Source organism: Rahnella rivi (assembly GCF_019049655.1).
GTDB lineage: Bacteria > Pseudomonadota > Gammaproteobacteria > Enterobacterales > Enterobacteriaceae > Rahnella > Rahnella rivi.
The window spans coordinates 14,260-33,113 of sequence record NZ_JAFMOX010000034.1 but is presented as its reverse complement, the minus strand read 5'-3'; the positions used below and the strand labels follow the sequence as shown (position 1 = coordinate 33,113).

The 18,854-nt window shown below is 53.5% G+C and carries 16 protein-coding genes and 1 riboswitch; of the genes, 9 read left to right on the top strand and 7 right to left on the bottom strand.

Annotated elements, in window-relative coordinates; all coding sequences use genetic code 11:
- Nucleotides 1-461 precede the first annotated feature (461 nt).
- Nucleotides 462-2,051 carry a bifunctional phosphoribosylaminoimidazolecarboxamide formyltransferase/IMP cyclohydrolase gene (gene purH / locus J1779_RS00825; RefSeq protein ID WP_056778010.1) on the top strand — a complete coding sequence of 530 codons (1,590 nt, stop codon included), beginning with the start codon at nucleotides 462-464 and terminating at the stop codon, nucleotides 2,049-2,051.
- Between the two features lie 46 nt (nucleotides 2,052-2,097).
- Nucleotides 2,098-3,387 carry a phosphoribosylamine--glycine ligase gene (gene purD / locus J1779_RS00820; protein WP_217202597.1) on the top strand — a complete coding sequence of 430 codons (1,290 nt, stop codon included), beginning with the start codon at nucleotides 2,098-2,100 and terminating at the stop codon, nucleotides 3,385-3,387.
- Nucleotides 3,388-3,456: 69 nt separating this feature from the next.
- Here purD and J1779_RS00815 read toward each other — a convergent pair whose 3' ends face one another.
- From J1779_RS00815 to nudC, 6 genes are all read right to left on the bottom strand, one after another.
- Nucleotides 3,457-4,143: a DUF1481 domain-containing protein gene (locus J1779_RS00815; RefSeq protein ID WP_390975741.1), complete on the bottom strand. Its 687-nt coding sequence runs from the start codon at nucleotides 4,141-4,143 to the stop codon at nucleotides 3,457-3,459.
- Between the two features lie 18 nt (nucleotides 4,144-4,161).
- On the bottom strand, nucleotides 4,162-4,434 hold the full coding sequence (gene hupA / locus J1779_RS00810; RefSeq protein WP_013577396.1) for a nucleoid-associated protein HU-alpha: 273 nt from the start codon (nucleotides 4,432-4,434) through the stop codon (nucleotides 4,162-4,164).
- Nucleotides 4,435-4,624: 190 nt separating this feature from the next.
- Nucleotides 4,625-5,215 (bottom strand): YjaG family protein, encoded by a 591-nt coding sequence (locus tag J1779_RS00805; RefSeq protein WP_056778003.1) that lies wholly within the window; start codon nucleotides 5,213-5,215, stop codon nucleotides 4,625-4,627.
- 70 nt (nucleotides 5,216-5,285) lie between these two features.
- Nucleotides 5,286-5,966: a deoxyribonuclease V gene (gene nfi, locus J1779_RS00800; RefSeq protein WP_056777999.1), complete on the bottom strand. Its 681-nt coding sequence runs from the start codon at nucleotides 5,964-5,966 to the stop codon at nucleotides 5,286-5,288.
- 8 nt (nucleotides 5,967-5,974) lie between these two features.
- Nucleotides 5,975-7,039 (bottom strand): uroporphyrinogen decarboxylase, encoded by a 1,065-nt coding sequence (gene hemE / locus J1779_RS00795; RefSeq protein ID WP_122096977.1) that lies wholly within the window; start codon nucleotides 7,037-7,039, stop codon nucleotides 5,975-5,977.
- 71 nt (nucleotides 7,040-7,110) lie between these two features.
- Nucleotides 7,111-7,896, bottom strand: coding sequence for an NAD(+) diphosphatase (gene nudC / locus J1779_RS00790; RefSeq protein WP_056777993.1), 786 nt, complete (start codon nucleotides 7,894-7,896; stop codon nucleotides 7,111-7,113).
- Nucleotides 7,897-8,000: 104 nt separating this feature from the next.
- Between nudC and rsd the strand changes: the two genes are divergently transcribed.
- The 7 genes from rsd (at nucleotide 8,001) to thiH (ending at nucleotide 14,324) form a co-directional block, all read left to right on the top strand.
- Entirely contained in the window at nucleotides 8,001-8,516 is a 516-nt protein-coding gene (gene rsd / locus J1779_RS00785; RefSeq protein WP_217202596.1) for a sigma D regulator, read from the top strand.
- 60 nt (nucleotides 8,517-8,576) lie between these two features.
- Nucleotides 8,577-8,704: riboswitch (TPP riboswitch) on the top strand.
- Nucleotides 8,705-8,826: 122 nt separating this feature from the next.
- The gene (gene thiC / locus J1779_RS00780) at nucleotides 8,827-10,779 is read left to right on the top strand and encodes a phosphomethylpyrimidine synthase ThiC (RefSeq protein ID WP_238485003.1); all 1,953 of its coding nucleotides are present in this window, start codon (nucleotides 8,827-8,829) and stop codon (nucleotides 10,777-10,779) included.
- Nucleotides 10,776-11,429 carry a thiamine phosphate synthase gene (gene thiE / locus J1779_RS00775; RefSeq protein WP_217202595.1) on the top strand — a complete coding sequence of 218 codons (654 nt, stop codon included), beginning with the start codon at nucleotides 10,776-10,778 and terminating at the stop codon, nucleotides 11,427-11,429. Before thiC ends, thiE begins: the two co-directional genes overlap by 4 nt.
- Nucleotides 11,422-12,171 (top strand): HesA/MoeB/ThiF family protein, encoded by a 750-nt coding sequence (locus tag J1779_RS00770; RefSeq protein WP_217202594.1) that lies wholly within the window; start codon nucleotides 11,422-11,424, stop codon nucleotides 12,169-12,171. The genes thiE and J1779_RS00770 overlap by 8 nt, the downstream gene beginning before the upstream one ends.
- Nucleotides 12,168-12,368, top strand: coding sequence for a sulfur carrier protein ThiS (thiS, locus tag J1779_RS00765; RefSeq protein WP_217202593.1), 201 nt, complete (start codon nucleotides 12,168-12,170; stop codon nucleotides 12,366-12,368). The genes J1779_RS00770 and thiS overlap by 4 nt, the downstream gene beginning before the upstream one ends.
- Nucleotide 12,369: 1 nt before the next feature.
- Nucleotides 12,370-13,149, top strand: coding sequence for a thiazole synthase (locus tag J1779_RS00760; RefSeq protein WP_217202592.1), 780 nt, complete (start codon nucleotides 12,370-12,372; stop codon nucleotides 13,147-13,149).
- Nucleotides 13,146-14,324, top strand: coding sequence for a 2-iminoacetate synthase ThiH (gene thiH / locus J1779_RS00755; protein ID WP_217202591.1), 1,179 nt, complete (start codon nucleotides 13,146-13,148; stop codon nucleotides 14,322-14,324). Before J1779_RS00760 ends, thiH begins: the two co-directional genes overlap by 4 nt.
- A 237-nt stretch (nucleotides 14,325-14,561) precedes the next feature.
- On the opposite strand, the gene rpoC is transcribed toward thiH, so the two are convergent.
- Nucleotides 14,562-18,785 (bottom strand): DNA-directed RNA polymerase subunit beta', encoded by a 4,224-nt coding sequence (gene rpoC / locus J1779_RS00750; RefSeq protein WP_056777962.1) that lies wholly within the window; start codon nucleotides 18,783-18,785, stop codon nucleotides 14,562-14,564.
- Nucleotides 18,786-18,854: the final 69 nt, after the last annotated feature.

Here is an 18,854-nt window from a genome sequence, read left to right as displayed (position 1 = left end):
GCTTTCCTCATTCAGTGTCAACCGTTTATTTCATCCGGTCATCACTGTTTTTAATCTTTCCGACCCGGTTACTTCGTGATGTTGTTCACGTTGTTCCCTGTCGATGGAGCGGCATTATAGGGAGTTCTGAGCAGGCCGCAAGGGGTAATTTTAAGAAAAAACACCGTTTGCTGCATTACACAGCAAACACACTACTTATACCGTGTTTTGCACAGATTTATCCACAGAGGCGCAGGAATCTCAAATTTTGCGAGCGTCGCGCAATCGTTTTCGCTACAATTTCGCGCGTCAGTTTTCACTGCCCTTTACGGGTGATAAATGAAAAGTCAGTCGCCGAAGGGAAGTTATCTGAGTTCAATCCCGTGTTTTTCTGCGAATTGCTCTATATAGAGAGAAGAAAAGCATCATTGCATTGAGATAACGCTCTTTACTGCGACTCCAAAGCCAAGGATATAACCACCATGCAACAATCTCGTCCAATCCGCCGCGCCCTGCTCAGTGTTTCTGACAAAGCCGGTATCGTAGAATTCGCCCAGGCCCTGTCTTCGCGTGGTGTTGAATTGCTTTCCACTGGCGGTACCGCCAGCCTGTTGGCTAAAGCCGGTCTGCCAGTCACTGAAGTGTCTGACTACACGGGTTTCCCGGAAATGATGGATGGACGCGTCAAAACCCTGCACCCGAAAGTACACGGTGGGATCCTCGGTCGTCGCGGGAAAGATGATGAAATTATGGCGCAGCATTCTATTGCGCCAATCGACATGGTGGTCGTTAATCTTTATCCGTTCGCACAAACCGTCGCGCGCCCGGACTGTTCACTGGAAGATGCCGTAGAAAACATTGATATCGGCGGCCCGACCATGGTTCGCTCAGCAGCAAAGAACCATAAAGATGTGGCGATCGTAGTAAAAAGCAGTGACTACGACGCTGTCATTGCCGAGATGGATGCCAATGGCAGCTCGCTGACGCTGGCGACCCGTTTCAATCTGGCGATTAAAGCCTTCGAGCATACGGCTTCTTACGACGGCATGATTGCGAACTACTTCGGCACAATGGTCCCGGCTTATCACGGCGATACTGAATCAGCTTCCGGCCAGTTCCCGCGCACGCTGAATCTTAGTTATATAAAGAAACAAGATATGCGTTATGGCGAGAACAGCCACCAGAACGCTGCCTTCTATATAGAAGAGAACGTCAGTGAAGCGTCGGTTGCTACCTCGACTCAGCTTCAGGGCAAGGCGCTTTCCTATAACAACATTGCGGATACCGACGCAGCTCTGGAATGCGTGAAAGAATTTTCGGAGCCCGCCTGCGTTATCGTTAAACATGCCAACCCGTGCGGCGTGGCTGTCGGCGACAACATTCTGGCCGCTTACGAGCGCGCCTATCAGACTGACCCGACATCGGCTTTCGGCGGCATTATTGCCTTTAACCGCGAACTGGATGCTGAAACGGCAAAAGCCATCATCAGCCGTCAGTTTGTGGAAGTGATCATCGCGCCATCCGTCAGTGCCGACGCACTCGCTTTGACCGCCGCGAAACAAAACGTCCGCGTGCTGACCTGCGGCCAGTGGCAAGATCGCCAGAATGCGCTCGACTTCAAACGTGTTAACGGCGGCCTGCTGGTTCAGGATCGTGATTTGGGTATGGTTGAAGCGGCCGATCTGCGCGTGGTATCCGAGCGCCAGCCGACTGAGCAGGAACTGACAGATGCGCTGTTCTGCTGGAAGGTGGCAAAATTCGTCAAATCCAACGCCATTGTTTATGCGCGTGACAAAATGACCATCGGTATCGGCGCTGGGCAGATGAGCCGCGTTTACTCCGCCAAAATTGCCGGTATTAAAGCCGCCGATGAAGGTCTGGAAGTTGCCGGTTCCGTAATGGCCTCCGACGCTTTCTTCCCGTTCCGCGACGGGATCGATGCCGCAGCCGCCGTCGGCATTACCTGCGTTATCCAGCCAGGTGGGTCTATCCGTGACGATGAAGTGATCGCCGCGGCTAACGAACACGGCATTACGATGCTGTTTACCGATATGCGCCACTTCCGTCATTAATTTTCTTTTAGCGGGTGCGATGCGCCCGCTCATCCGGAGTCTTCGAATGAATATTTTAATTATCGGTAACGGCGGGCGTGAACATGCACTGGCATGGAAGGCATCGCAGTCACCTCTGGCTGATAAAGTCTTTGTGGCACCTGGTAACGCCGGTACCGCACTGGAACCGTTGCTGGAAAATGTTGATATTGCCGCTACGGATATCGCAGGATTACTGGCCTTCGCTAAAAGCAATGATGTCGGCCTGACCATTGTCGGCCCTGAAGCGCCGCTGGTCATCGGTGTCGTGGATGCTTTCCGCGCCGCGGGTCTGAAAATCTTCGGCCCGACGCAGGAAGCTGCGCAACTTGAAGGCTCTAAAGCCTTCACTAAAGATTTCCTGGCTCGCCACAACATTCCAAGCGCTGATTATCAGAACTTCACCGACATCGAACCTGCGCTGGCTTACCTGCGCAGCAAAGGCGCGCCGATTGTTATCAAAGCCGACGGTCTGGCCGCAGGTAAAGGCGTTATTGTGGCAATGACACTGAAAGAAGCCGAAGACGCCGTTCACGACATGCTGGCAGGAAATGCTTTCGGTGATGCAGGCCATCGTATCGTTATCGAGGAATTCCTCGACGGCGAAGAGGCCAGTTTCATCGTCATGGTCGACGGTTCCAATGTATTGCCGATGGCTACCAGTCAGGATCACAAACGCGTGGGGGATGGCGACAGCGGCCCGAACACCGGCGGAATGGGGGCCTATTCTCCGGCGCCCGTCGTGACGGACGAAATCCATCAGCGTGTCATGGATCAGGTTATCTGGCCAACGGTTCGCGGTATGGCGGCGGAAAACAACACGTACACCGGTTTTCTGTATGCAGGTCTGATGATCTCCGCTGACGGCCAGCCGAAAGTGATCGAATTCAACTGCCGTTTCGGCGATCCGGAAACACAACCGATCATGTTACGTCTGCGTTCAGATTTGGTGGATCTTTGTCTGGCCAGTGCAGAAGGTCGTCTGGGCGATAAAACCTCCGAGTGGGACCCGCGTCCTTCTCTCGGGGTTGTACTGGCCGCCGGCGGCTATCCGGGTGACTATCAGAATGGCGAAGTGATCCACGGTCTGCCACTGGAAGAAGTGCCGGACGGCAAAGTCTTCCATGCGGGAACCCGGTTGCAGGATGAGCGCGTAGTGACCAGCGGTGGCCGCGTGCTGTGTGTCACGGCTTTGGGTAAAACCGTGGAAGCCGCTCAGCAGCGTGCGTATGATCTGGCGAAAGGTATCCAATGGGAAGGCAGCTTCTGCCGTAAAGATATTGGTTATCGCGCGATTGACCGCGAGCGCAATCAGTAAACCTCTCTCGCAGCAAGATGATCAAAAAAGGCACGCTTCGGCGTGCCTTCTCTTTTATTGCCAGGGAAATCAGAGATCTGATTCTTTGGGTTCCCAGCTGCAGAAATCTTCATTGGCCACTAGCAGCAATTCATTTCCTTCCGGCGCAGTCAGCCAGGCTAACCCGAGTTGATCGTTACTGCGACTGGCTCGTTTTGCCAGCCAGACCTGCGAGCGAACCGTCAGTGTCGGGGTCACCTTCTCGCCCGCGCAGGTGGTTATTACACCCTGACGCCAGCGGGCCTGCACCAGCCGGACATTCCCGGCCTGCAGTGCACTACTCACATCGAGAATTTTAGCCGCTTCGTATTTATAGCGTTCGATGTCATCTGAGGATAATTTTTCACGTCGCTCAGGAAGTTGACGCTGCATAAAGCTGACATTGCCGCCCTCATCGAAACGAAGCATCACGCCCAAATCAGTTTTGGTCGCATGCGTTTCTTTCACAAGGTGAACTTGCCCCTCCTGAAATTCATACCGTGTGATGATTGTATCGCCGCCAAAATAGGGGCTGTAAACATTGAGAATGGTTTGGGGCTGGTTCTGGGCATTGTTTTCGCGCCATACACGGTTAATACCCTGATCGGCAACATAGCCACTGGCGAAGAACTGCGGGGTCGTGTCTTTTGAACTGCAACCCACCAGACTAAGAACCAGTAAACCTGCTACCAGCCTGGGGGTGATAAACTGAAGGGGCTTCAGAGCCCCTCCGCTTATTCTTTTCACTGCAAGCAATTACTTAACAGCGTCTTTCAGAGCTTTACCAGAAACGAACGCAGGCACGTTGGCAGCTGCGATTTTGATTTCTTTACCAGTCTGTGGGTTACGACCAGTACGCTCGTTACGATGATTTACCTTGAAAGTCCCGAAACCAACCAATTGTACAGCATCACCTTCTTTCAGAGACTCGGTAATAGCAGACAGAGTAGATTCAAGAGCAACTTTGGCCTGTGCTTTGGAAAGATCAGCTTTGTCCGCAATTACATCAATCAGTTGAGTCTTGTTCATAAGTTATCCTTTACAGTGTGTTTATCGTTTGCAAAGCATCGAGTGCGACGGATATGCCGATTGACAGCACCCTCCTGCATACACGCACCGATAGCCACTTTTTTTACGCACCCCAAATGTAGACCAGACAGGGTGCGGATGTGAAGCCTTAAGGCACGACAAATCAGGCGTTAAATCACGTTTTCTTGCCTTATTGCGCTAAATTTATGCCAATGTTACTGACAGCGGCTTCACGCAGGTCAGAACGTAACCCTTTTATTAATTCCAGGTCACGCTCCTCACAGTCAGCCAACAGGCGAAAAATCTCCCATTGGATGTCCCATTCTTCTTCAACAGCAGGAATGACTTTAAGCTCTTCATCGGTCATTTCTTTACCGGCCTGAGTCATTTCCAGCATCGCGACAGTACGAATTGACGTCTCACTGACGGCAACCGCGTGAGACAGCGTTTCGCCACTCAGACGCGAATGAATTAACTCGCCCAGAGCGATACACGCATCAATGGCCGGATACACCCCATAGATGTCGTAATCGTCGGAAGAAGGCACGGCCTCCTCCAGTTTTTCGAGCTGTGAGTCAAAATTGACCTTGGCGTCTTTCACCACCAGCGTTTCCCAGATTAAATCCAGGATGCGGCGGTAAACCTGCGGCTCACCAAACCCGGTTTCCAGGCAAAATGCCTGATAGTTCGGGTACATGCGCTCACACAAGCTCGCCATAAACGTCACGTGTTGCCAGCTTTCCAGCTTTTCGAGACGTAAATGAATTGGATTACGTAACATGAGTTGATCTCGTTAACTTTTCTGCGCGGGAGTTTACCTGAAATTAATCAATAACCCTATTCCTTGATTCCTAAAGATCATCACTCAACCGTTGCCAGCGTTGAAACGCTGCACGATTTGACGCCACGGCATCCGCCCAACGCGTAGGCTCCGGCAAACGATATTGCCGCATGCAATGCTCGACCCAATAACGCGCCGATTCCATGCTGATGCGATGACCCGGAGAGATGAACAATGGATTACAGCGTAGCTTACTGCGCCAGACCCAGCCAATCTGTTCATCCCCGTCGTACAACGCCTGATGGCTGTGCAATGCCTCACCGAGAGGCAGAGACTTACCGCATAACCGGCTTTTCGCGACACCAATCGTCGGCACGTCGATCATCAGGCCAAAATGACTGGCAACGCCCAGACGGCGAGGATGTGCGATCCCCTGACCATCCACCATCACCAAATCGGGGCGTGAGCTGATTTGCTGCCAGGCCTGGAGTAATGCGGGAAGTTCACGGAAGGAGAGGAAACCAGGGATATACGGCATGACCGTCGGGATGCGGGCAATCTGATATTCCACCAGCTCAAGCGTTGGGTAACTCAGAACCGCCACCGCAGCGCGGGTGACTTCACCGCCCTGTTCGAAGCCGACGTCTACACCGGCGATCAGCGCCGGTGTGGTAAAACCAGGAGGATCCTGCAGTTCGATCTGATCTGCGAGGATCCGTTGCTCTTCACGTAATGCGCGGGTATCGATCATCCGGGATCTTACTCGTGATACTGACGAGACAAGCTGTGTACCGCTTCCACGAAAGCGCCGGCATTTTCCGGCGGCACATCCTGATGGATGCCGTGACCCAGATTAAACACGTGGCCATTACCTTTGCCGAAGCCTGCCAAAATAGTCTCCACTTCCTGCTCGATGCGCACTGGTGAGGCATACAGCATGGAAGGATCCATATTGCCCTGAATCGCCACTTTATCGCCCACACGGCGGCGTGCATCGGCAATATCCGTTGTCCAGTCCAGACCCAGCGCATCACAACCTGTCGCGGCCATCGCTTCCAGCCACTGACCGCCGCCTTTGGTGAACAGCGTCACGGGCACGCGACGACCTTCGTTTTCCCGGATCAAACCATCAACGATTTTATGCATATAGTTGAGGGAGAATTCACGGTAATCGCGTGGCGTCAGCACACCGCCCCAGGTGTCAAAGATCATCACCGACTGCGCGCCCGCTTTAATCTGGGCGTTGAGGTAGAGGATGACGCTGTCGGCAACTTTATCCAGCAGCAAATGCATGGTCGCCGGATCGGCATACATCATCTTTTTGATTTTAGTGAAAGCTTTGCTGCTGCCACCTTCAACCATATATGTCGCCAGCGTCCACGGACTGCCGGAGAAACCGATAAGCGGGACTTCACCTTTAAGGTTTTTACGGATGGTGCGCACGGCGTTCATCACGTAGCCCAGTTCCATTTCAGGATCGGGGACCGGCAGTTTTTCGACATCGGCACGGTTGGTCAGCGGAGAAGAAAAACGGGGGCCTTCACCGGCTTCGAAATACAACCCTAACCCCATCGCATCAGGAATGGTCAGGATGTCGGAGAACAGAATGGCCGCATCCAGCGGATAGCGGCGCAGCGGCTGCAAGGTCACTTCACAAGCCAGCTCCGCATTCTTGCACAGCGACATAAAATCTCCGGCCACGGCACGGGTTTCTTTATATTCTGGCAAATAGCGGCCTGCCTGACGCATCATCCATACCGGCGTGATGTCCACCGGTTGACGTAACAGGGCGCGCAGGTAACGGTCATTTTTCAACTCATTCATTCTGGTTCTTTCCTTCAGTATTCGGGCGGCACGGCATTCATCTGACGGCATTCTAACACGCAACACTTATGCTACACGTCGTCTTCATCGCTCGCGGCGCGGCATAGCGCCACAGTGTCTTCGATCAGTCGACGCGCGATGGTGCCCGGCGGCGGCAATAACGGCAGGGCGTCATAACGATACCAGCCCGCATTCAGCAGCTCTTTCGGATCGTGCTGAATATCACCGCTGTCATAGTCAGCCATAAAAGCCATCATCAGCGAATTCGGGAAAGGCCATGGCTGCGAGCTGACGTAGCGCACGTTTTTCACGCGAACGTGACTCTCTTCCATGACTTCGCGCGCCACGGTTTCTTCCAGCGTTTCGCCGACTTCAACAAAACCGGCCAGCACCGTGTGAATTCCGTTACGGTGGCGGACATGCTGCGCCAGCAGAATTTCATCACCCCGGCGGATAGCCACGATAATGCACGGCGCAATTTGCGGATAATAGCGTTCACGACAGTGGCTACAGAGCGCAGCCCACTCGGTTTTACTGACCTGCATTTCGTGGCCGCAGTAACCGCAGAATTTATGAGATCGATAAAATTCAGCCAGTTGCACACCGCGCCCGACCAGCTGGAATAATCCTCGATCCTGATCGAGCAACTGGCGGGCCGACACCATGTGGTTGTGCATCGCCTGACGCACCAGCCAGACCGGCTCGCCCTGCCACTCGCCAATCTGACGTGCCGTTTTGCCGGTCAGAGAGAATTGCGTTGCACTGCCAAACGGCAGTTCACCTTCAGGCAGCCATAGCTTGCCTTCATGGCTGATGACCCACCAGCCGTTATGTTGCTCTGTGATCTGTAATTCCATAATTGTTGTTGCATAACCTCGACGAGACTGACAATCTGAGACAGAAATTTAACATTAGTAACCTTCACATTTTGGTTACTTTTTTATCGCTCACGGAGTCAACCATGCTAAATCGTCTGGAAAGACTGACCCAACGCGTTGGTGGCAGTAATGAGTTAGTAGACCAATGGCTGCACGCGCGCAAAGAACTGCTGGTTGCATACTGCACACTGGTCGGTCTGAAACCCAATAAAGAAAAACATACCCCACTGAATGAAAAAGCGCTGGATAACTTTTGTCATAACCTGGTGGACTATCTCTCTGCCGGCCATTTCCATCTTTATCAGCGGATAATCGATGAAGTCGCCAGCGCAGGCAGCTCAGTTAAATCACAAGCTGCCAAAATATACCCTGCGCTGAAGCTGAACACTGAAACTATCATGGCTTTCCATGACAGTTACACAGAAAATGATATTGATGATGACAATGCTTTCGCCTTCCATTATGCATTATCCGATATTGGTGAAGCGTTGGATGCGCGTTTTCAGCTTGAAGATCAATTAATTATCCTGGCATTTGATCCGGTCGATGGCACACCTTTACCGCCTGCCAACGACGATCATCTCGCCAGACCGGCTTAAGCCGTTTGAAGTTTAGACCCTGCGAAGGGTTGTAGTTTTATCATCGGCCTCCTATATTGAGGCTTCTTGTCGGAGTGCCTAGCGCATAATTTTCCTCACGGAGATTACGCCAGGCTGAGACCGTTAATTCGGGATCCGCGGAACCTGATCGGGTTAGTACCCGCGAAGGGAACAAGAGTAATGTTATGCGTTTTGCGCGATTTGGCATCAGCCTGTATCAGGTCGCCTGCGCTAAACCGCCCATTTTTACTCCTGCCGTAAACCTCCAGACAAGCAATTTTCCATCACGTTTTTTTGCGAGGAATTTGCTATGTCGAGTACCCAAAAACCCGTTATTTCTGAAAAGAAACCCTCTGGTCGCCGTGAACAACGTGCGCAGGCTCAGTCGTTTATCGACAGCCTGCAGGGCGAAGCCTTTCCTAATTCCCGACGTATTTATCTGCAAGGCTCTCGCGCAGATCTCCGCGTGCCGATGCGTGAAATACAGCTCAGTCCGACGCTGACAGGCGGCGGCAAAGACAATCCAAAATACGAAGAGAACGAAGCCATCCCGGTGTATGAAACGGCCGGGCCTTATGGCGACCCGGAAGCGTCCATCGACGTTCATGCCGGGCTGGCAAAATGCCGCGCCAGCTGGATCGCCGACCGGGCTGATACCGAAGAACTTCCGCAGGTCAGCTCCGGCTTTACCCAGCAACGTCTGGCCGATGACGGATTGGATCACCTGCGCTTCGAACTTCTGCCGCGCCCGCGAAAAGCCATGTCCGGTAAAAATGTTACGCAGCTGCATTACGCGCGAAAAGGCATCATTACCCCTGAAATGGAATTCATCGCTATTCGCGAAAATATGGGCCGCGAGCGGATCCGCGGTGAAGTATTGCGGCAGCAACATCCGGGTGAAAGTTTCGGTGCGCATCTTCCTGCCAATATCACGCCGGAGTTTGTACGTCAGGAAGTCGCCGCCGGTCGCGCGATTATTCCCGCCAACATCAATCATCCCGAATCAGAGCCAATGATCATTGGCCGAAACTTCCTGGTGAAGGTTAACGCCAATATCGGCAACTCCGCAGTGACGTCATCTATCGAAGAAGAAGTCGAGAAACTGGTGTGGTCGACACGCTGGGGCGCAGATACGGTGATGGATCTCTCCACCGGTCGCTACATCCACGAAACCCGTGAGTGGATCCTGCGTAACAGCCCGGTGCCCATTGGTACAGTGCCGATTTATCAGGCGCTGGAGAAAGTGAATGGCGTTGCCGAAGACCTCAACTGGGAAATGTTCCGCGATACGCTCCTGGAGCAGGCCGAACAAGGCGTCGATTACTTCACTATCCATGCAGGCGTATTATTGCGTTATGTGCCGATGACCGCCAAACGATTGACCGGGATTGTGTCGCGCGGCGGTTCGATTATGGCGAAATGGTGCCTTTCCCATCATCGCGAAAGTTTCCTGTTTGAGCATTTCCGCGAAATCTGCGAAATCTGCGCAGCCTATGATGTGTCTCTTTCACTGGGCGATGGGCTGCGTCCGGGTTCAATTCAGGATGCGAATGACGAAGCGCAATTCGCTGAATTACGCACGCTGGGCGATCTGACCAAAATTGCCTGGGAATATGACGTGCAGGTGATGATCGAAGGGCCGGGGCATGTCCCCATGCAGATGATCCGCCGCAATATGACCGAAGAACTTGAGCACTGCCACGAAGCACCTTTCTATACGCTGGGGCCTCTGACCACCGATATCGCACCGGGTTATGACCATTTCACCTCCGGGATTGGTGCGGCAATGATTGGCTGGTTCGGCTGCGCCATGCTGTGTTATGTCACGCCGAAAGAACATCTCGGTCTGCCAAACAAAGAAGACGTTAAGCAGGGTCTGATTACCTACAAAATCGCAGCGCACGCCGCCGATTTAGCTAAAGGTCATCCGGGCGCGCAAATCCGTGATAATGCCATGTCGAAGGCGCGGTTCGAATTCCGCTGGGAAGATCAGTTTAATCTCGCGCTCGATCCGGCAACGGCCCGTGCCTATCACGATGAAACACTGCCGCAGGAATCCGGCAAAGTCGCACACTTCTGCTCGATGTGCGGTCCGAAATTCTGCTCCATGAAAATCACGCAGGAAGTGCGCGATTACGCCGCCGCACTGGAAGCTCAGGCGCAGCCGGTTGAGATCGTGGAATCAGGAATGGCACAGATGTCTGCTGAATTCCGTTCACGAGGCAGTGAGCTTTACCACCCTGCCACGGAGATCAACAAATGAATCAGTCCGCTCAGTCTTTTCCAGCCGTTCCCTTCCATCTCGGTTTATACCCGGTCGTTGATACCGTGGAATGGATTGCCCGCCTGCTGGAGGCGGGCGTTAAAACGCTGCAACTGCGGGTGAAAGACTTACCCGATGAGGAAGTTGAACCGGCGATTATCGAGGCCATCGCGCTGGGGAAAAAATATCAGGCGCGGTTATTCATCAATGATTACTGGCGACTGGCAGTAAAACATCAGGCATACGGCGTGCATCTCGGGCAGGAGGATCTGGACACTGCCGATTTGCAGGCCATTTATCAGGCCGGTTTGCGGTTGGGCGTTTCGACGCATGACGACGCAGAACTGGCGCGTGCCGTGGCGGTCAACCCGTCTTACATCGCTCTCGGGCATATCTTCCCGACACAAACCAAAGATATGCCGTCTGCCCCGCAGGGTCTGGCAGAACTGACCCGACACATTAAGCAACTCGACGGCAGTTTTCCGACGGTAGCCATCGGCGGTATCAGCATTGAACGCGCGCCGTCGGTTCTCGATTGCGGTGTCGGCAGCATCGCCGTGGTCAGCGCGATTACCCAGGCGGCAGACTGGCGAGCCGCCACCGCCGAACTGCTGGCCTTATGCGCCAGCAAGGTGCCGGAAGATGCTTAACGATGGGGCCTTTATGCGCTACAGCCGCCAGCTGATGCTGGAGGAATTCGGCCCGCAGGCGCAGGAAAAATTGCAGGCCGCTAAAGTGCTGATTGTCGGGCTTGGCGGTTTGGGCTCTCCCGCCGCCTTGTATCTGGCGGCGGCGGGCGTGGGCACGCTGTTTCTGGCCGATGACGATCAGGTCCATCTCACTAATCTGCAAAGACAAATTCTTTACCGTACGGCAGATCTGGATCAGCCCAAAGCCACAGTGGCAAAGCGCGAATTGCTACGCCTTAATCCGTTATGTGAAATCATTGCTCTCACTCAAAGGCTGACCGGGGAGGCATTGCAGCAGGCCGTAGCGGGTGCCGATGTCGTTTTGGATTGCAGCGACAACATGGAAACCCGACATGCGGTCAACAAAGCCTGCGTGGATACCGGCAAAACGTTAATCAGCGGCAGTGCCGTCGGATTCAGCGGGCAGTTACTGGTCATTCAGACACCCTACGCGCATGGCTGTTATGCCTGTCTCTATCCGGATCGGGAAACTGTGCAGCGTAACTGCCGCACTTCCGGCGTGCTTGGCCCGGTCGTTGGCACCATCGGCACGTTACAGGCGCTGGAAGCCCTGAAAATACTGGCGGGTTTGCCCAGCACATTGAACGGGAAGCTGCGGCTGTTCGACGGTAAAACGCAAAACTGGCGTTCGCTGCAACTTACACGGTCATCCGGCTGTGCCGTCTGCGGAGGCCACGCGTGAACATTTTCGTCAATGATGAATCACATCTGTTCAGTCAGCCGCTCACCCTACTCACCCTGCTCAGTGAACTGACGTTAAATCCTGCCGGCTGCGCGCTGGCGGTTAATCAGGTCATTATTCCGCGGGAAAGCTGGCCGTCTCACTTACTGGAAGACGGCGATGAAATATTGCTCTTTCAGGCCATTGCCGGAGGATGACATGTTAAAAATTGCTGATACTACCTTCACCTCGCACCTGTTCACGGGAACAGGAAAATTTGCCAGCGCCACGCTGATGCAACAGGCACTGGCAGCGTCCGGTTCTCAGCTGGTGACGATGGCGATGAAACGCGTGGACCTTCGCCGTGGCGGAGATGACATCCTTGCGCCGCTGCAACAGCTTGGTGTCCGTTTGCTGCCCAATACTTCCGGGGCCAAAACGGCAGAAGAAGCCGTATTTGCCGCGCAACTGGCAAGAGAAGCCCTGGGGACGAACTGGATAAAACTGGAAATTCATCCCGATGTAAAATATCTGCTGCCCGATGCCGTTGAAACGCTGAAAGCCGCAGAGACGTTGGTGAAACAGGGATTCGTGGTATTGCCGTATTGCAGCGCGGACCCGGTGCTGTGCAAGCGTCTGGAGGAAGCGGGTTGCGCCGCCGTTATGCCACTCGGCGCGCCGATCGGTTCCAATCAGGGGCTGCAAACCCGCGAGTTTCTGCACATTATCATTGAGCAGTCGCGGGTTCCGGTAGTCGTCGACGCAGGAATTGGGGCGCCGAGCCAGGCTGCCGAAGCGCTGGAAATGGGGGCTGATGCGGTACTGGTCAATACCGCGATTGCCGTCGCTGGCGATCCGGTCGCGATGGCAACAGCCTTCCGGCTGGCGGTTGAGGCAGGCGTGATCGCCAGACAAAGCGGTTTAGGTGGCAGACAGCGACACGCCAGCGCATCCAGCCCGCTGACCGGTTTCCTCACAACCGCGCAGGCGGCGTCATGAGCAACTTTACGGATGTCTGGTCAACGCTCGACTGGGATGACCTTTCCCTGCGTATCAACAGTAAAACCACACGTGATGTCGAACGGGCGCTTAGCCGGAATAAGATCGACCGGGAAGATTTTATGGCGCTGATTTCTCCGGCAGCGCTGCCTTATCTCGAATCTATGGCGCAACGCGCGCAACAGCTCACGCGCCAGCGGTTCGGCAATACGGTGAATTTCTTCGCACCGCTCTATTTATCCAATCTTTGCGCCAACGAATGTACGTATTGCGGCTTTTCGATGAGCAACAAAATCAAACGTAAAACGCTGGATGAAGATGAAATCAGGCGGGAATGTGAAGCGCTGAATGCGCTGGGCTTCAAACATCTGTTGCTGGTCACTGGCGAACATAAAGGGAAAGTCGGCATGGACTATTTTCGCCGTCATTTCCCCACGATCAGAAGTCATTTTGATTCGCTGATGATCGAGGTTCAGCCGCTGCAACAGGAAGAATATGCCGAGCTGAAAACGCTGGGGCTGGACGGCGTGCTGGTTTATCAGGAAACCTATCACGCGCCGACGTATGCCTTGCATCATCTGCGCGGGCAGAAGCAGGATTTCTTCTGGCGGCTGGAAACACCGGACCGGCTCGGTCTGGCGGGAATCGATAAAATCGGGCTGGGCGCGCTGTTCGGGCTTTCAGGAAACTGGCGGACAGACAGTTATATGGTGGCGGAGCATTTGTTGTATCTGCAACAAACTTACTGGCAAAGCCGCTATTCGGTGGCGTTTCCGAGATTGCGCCCATGTACCGGCGGAATCGAACCGGCCTCGCTGCTGGAAGAAAATCAGCTGGTACAACTGATTTGCGCATTCAGGATGCTTGCTCCCGACGTCGAGCTTTCCTTGTCGACACGTGAATCGCCCTACTTTCGCGATCACGTCATCCCACTGGCGATCAACACCGTCAGCGCCGGATCGAAAACGCAGCCAGGCGGGTATGCTGACGATCATCCTGAACTGGAACAATTCGCGCCTCATGACAATCGCTCGCCGCAAAGTGTGGCTGCCGCATTAACTCTGGCAGGGCTTCAGCCGGTGTGGAAAGACTGGGACAGTTTTTTGGGGCGCGCCTCGCAGGAAAATGTCGGTAGAAAGCAAACCGGTAATCTCTCAGGAATGCGAATTCCATAAACCGTTTTTGCCCCTCGCGCATCTCTGGCGGGAGTATTACTGTGCGTTTGCCGCTGCACATTCGCAACCGGCCGGCGCCATTCATCCCGGCGCTGCTTCCAAAACAGCCGGAACAGAGTATCTGTCCAGTACCCTGTTCCGGCACCTCTTTGACTCCCTCAACATCATCTTCACTGATTTCAGGCAAAAAAAAACCGCTCCCTAAGGAGCGGCTTTATGCGTTTCGACAGAAGACGATTACTCGTCGTTGCTGTTACCGAAACCTGCGTTCAGAAGTTCAGCCAGGTTAGCCGTTGCTTCATCCGCGCTTACCTGCGGTACAACTGGCACTTCACCCTGTGCTTTACGACGAGCACGTTCCTGATGGTAAGAGTAACCGGTACCGGCTGGGATCAGACGACCCACGATAACGTTCTCTTTCAGGCCACGCAGTTCATCACGCTTACCGGCAACTGCCGCTTCGGTAAGAACGCGCGTGGTTTCCTGGAACGACGCAGCGGAGATGAAGGATTCGGTCGCCAAAGATGCTTTGGTGATACCGAGCAGGTCACGGCTGAATGTTGCCGTGATTTTGCCTTCAGCTTCCAGCTTACGGTTAGCGATTTTAACGCGAGACATTTCTGCCTGCTCGCCTTCCAGGAAGTCTGTGCCACCAGCGCTAACGATGGTGCCTTTACGCAACATCTGACGAACGATAACTTCGATGTGTTTATCGTTAATCTTAACGCCTTGCAGACGGTAAACTTCCTGCACTTCGTTGGTGATGTAGCGGGTAACCGCGTGAACACCACGAAGACGCAGAATGTCGTGCGGAGACTCAGGGCCGTCGGATACGACGTCACCACGTTCCACAATTTCGCCTTCGAACACGTTCAGCTGGCGCCATTTAGGGATCATTTCTTCGTAAGCATCGCTGCCATCCAACGGAGAAATTACCAGACGACGTTTGCCTTTGGTTTCTTTACCGAAGGAGATGATCCCGCTGATTTCAGCAAGGATTGCAGGCTCTTTCGGACGACGTGCTTCGAACAGGTCAGCAACGCGTGGCAGACCACCGGTGATGTCCTTGGTACCGCCGGATTCCTGAGGAATACGCGCCAGGGTGTCACCAGAGTGGATCTGCGTACCATCTTCCAGCTGAACAATCGCTTTACCTGGCAGGAAGTATTGAGCAGGCATATCTGTACCTGGGATCAATACGTCGTCGCCTTTAGCATCAACGATTTTCAGTGCCGGACGCAGGTCTTTACCGCTACCGGTACGCTCTGCAGAATCCAGAACTACCAGAGAAGACAAACCGGTCAGGTCATCTGTCTGACGTGTAATGGTCTGAGTATCAACCATATCGGCAAAGCGAATGAAACCACTCACTTCACTGATAACTGGCATGGTGTGCGGATCCCAGTTAGCAACGGTTTCGCCGCCGTTAACAGATGCGCCATCACCTTTGCCCATCACGGAACCGTAAGGCACTTTATAGCTTTCTTTGGTACGACCGAATTCGTCGATCAATTTCAGCTCAGTGTTACGGGAAGTGATAACCAGTTTGCCGTTAGAGTTGCTAACGTGCTTGTGGTTGCTCAGTTTAATGGTACCGGTGTTCTTAACCTGAATGCTGGATTCTGCTGCCGCACGAGATGCCGCACCACCGATGTGGAACGTACGCATCGTCAGCTGGGTACCCGGCTCACCGATGGACTGTGCTGCAATAACACCGATCGCTTCACCTTTGTTGATGATGTGACCACGTGCCAGGTCGCGACCGTAGCAGTTTGCACACACACCAAAGTCAGTTTCGCAACTTACGACTGAACGTACTTTCACGCTGTCGACGGAGTTCTCTTCTAACAGATCACACGTCTTCTCGTGAAGCAGGGTGTTACGTGGAACCAGGATATCCGCCGTACCCGGCTTGAGGATATCTTCTGCAGTCACACGACCCAGTACACGTTCACGCAGTGGTTCTTTAACGTCGCCACCTTCGATGACCGGAGTCATCATGATGCCTTCGTGAGTTCCACAGTCGTCTTCGGTCACAACAAGATCCTGCGCCACGTCAACCAGACGACGGGTCAGATAACCGGAGTTAGCCGTTTTCAGTGCGGTATCCGCCAAGCCTTTACGCGCACCGTGAGTAGAGATGAAGTACTGGAGTACGTTCAGACCTTCACGGAAGTTCGCGGTGATTGGCGTTTCAATGATGGAACCATCTGGTTTCGCCATCAGGCCACGCATACCGGCCAGCTGACGAATCTGTGCAGCAGAACCACGCGCACCGGAGTCGGCCATCATAAAGATACTGTTGAAGGAAACCTGCTGTTCAACAACACCGTCACGGTTGACGACGTCTTCAACAGACAAGTTTTCCATCATTGCCTTAGCAACACGTTCGTTGGCCGCAGCCCAGATGTCGATCACTTTGTTATAGCGTTCGCCAGCAGTTACCAGACCAGACTGGAACTGTTCCTGGATTTCAGCAACTTCGGTTTCTGCTTCTTCGATGATCTCTGCTTTCTTCGCAGGGATTACCATGTCATCGATACCGACTGACGCGCCTGAACGGGCAGCGTAAGCAAAACCGGTGTACATGATCTGGTCAGCAAAAATAACGGTCGGCTTCAGGCCCAAAATGCGGTAACAGGTGTTCAGCATTTTGGAGATAGCTTTTTTGCCCAGAGGCTGGTTGACGATGGAGAACGGCAGACCTTTAGGTACGATCATCCAAAGGATGGCGCGACCTACAGTCGTGTCGATAATCGACGTCTTGTGCGTAACTTCGCCTTCGGTATTTTTGATCTCTTCAGTGATACGCACTTTGACACGCGCATGCAGAGAGGCCAAACCGGCGCGGTAAATACGCTCAGCTTCTTTAGGACCGGTCAGAACCATGCCTTCGCCTTTGGCGTTAACACAGTCACGGGTCATGTAATACAGACCCAATACAACGTCCTGAGAAGGAACGATGATTGGCTCGCCGTTCGCAGGTGACAGGATGTTGTTGGTAGACATCATCAACGCACGCGCTTCCAGCTGAGCTTCCAGCGTCAACGGTACGTGAACAGCCATCTGGTCACCATCGAAGTCGGCGTTATATGCCGCACAAACCAGCGGGTGCAGCTGAATTGCTTTACCTTCGATCAGAACCGGTTCAAACGCCTGGATACCCAAACGGTGCAGGGTTGGTGCACGGTTCAGCAGTACCGGGTGTTCGCGGATAACTTCGTCCAGGATATCCCAAACGACAGCTTCTTCGCGCTCAACCATTTTCTTCGCGGCTTTGATGGTGGTGGCCAGGCCACGCAGTTCCAGCTTGCCGTAAATGAACGGTTTGAACAGTTCCAGTGCCATTTTCTTCGGCAGACCACACTGGTGCAGACGCAGGTATGGACCTACGGTGATAACGGAACGACCAGAGTAGTCGACACGTTTACCCAGCAAGTTCTGACGGAAACGACCCTGTTTACCTTTAATCATGTCTGCCAGAGATTTCAGCGGACGCTTGTTAGAGCCGGTGATTGCACGACCGCGACGGCCGTTATCCAGCAAAGCATCTACCGCTTCTTGCAGCATACGTTTTTCGTTACGTACGATGATATCTGGCGCAGCCAGATCCAGCAGGCGTTTCAGACGGTTGTTACGGTTGATAACGCGACGATACAGATCGTTAAGATCCGACGTAGCGAAACGGCCGCCGTCCAACGGAACCAATGGACGCAAGTCTGGCGGCAGTACCGGCAGCACGGTCAGGATCATCCACTCTGGTTTGTTACCAGACTGAACGAACGCTTCCAGCAGCTTGATACGCTTGGTCAGCTTTTTACGTTTGGTTTCGGAGTTAGTTTCGTTCAACTCTTCACGCAGTTGCTCGCACTCTGCTTCCAGATCCATGTTTTTCAACAGGGCCTGAATAGCTTCCGCACCCATCTTCGCGTCGAACTCATCACCAAACTCTTCCAACGCATCCAGATACTGCTCTTCAGTCAGGATCTGGCGTTTTTCGAGGTTAGTCATGCCGCCTTCGATAACCACATAGGATTCGAAGTACAGAACACGTTCGATGTCACGCAGTGGCATATCCAACAGCAAACCGATGCGCGATGGCAGCGATTTCAGGAACCAGATGTGTGCAGTCGGGGAAGCCAGTTCGATGTGGCCCATACGCTCACGGCGTACTTTAGTCTGGGTCACTTCAACGCCGCACTTCTCGCAGATCACGCCGCGATGTTTTAAACGCTTGTACTTACCGCACAGGCATTCGTAGTCTTTTACTGGTCCGAAGATACGGGCACAGAAAAGGCCGTCACGTTCTGGTTTGAACGTACGGTAGTTAATGGTTTCTGGCTTCTTAACTTCACCAAAAGACCAAGAACGGATCATGTCTGGCGATGCCAGAGCAATTTTGATCGCATCAAACTCTTCGGTCTTAGTTTGCGCTTTCAGAAACTTTAGTAAGTCTTTCACGGATTGGCTCCCGTCGGGTTAGACCTGTTAGGCACCTGCTGTCTATTGCTAAACAGGCAGGTGCCCCTG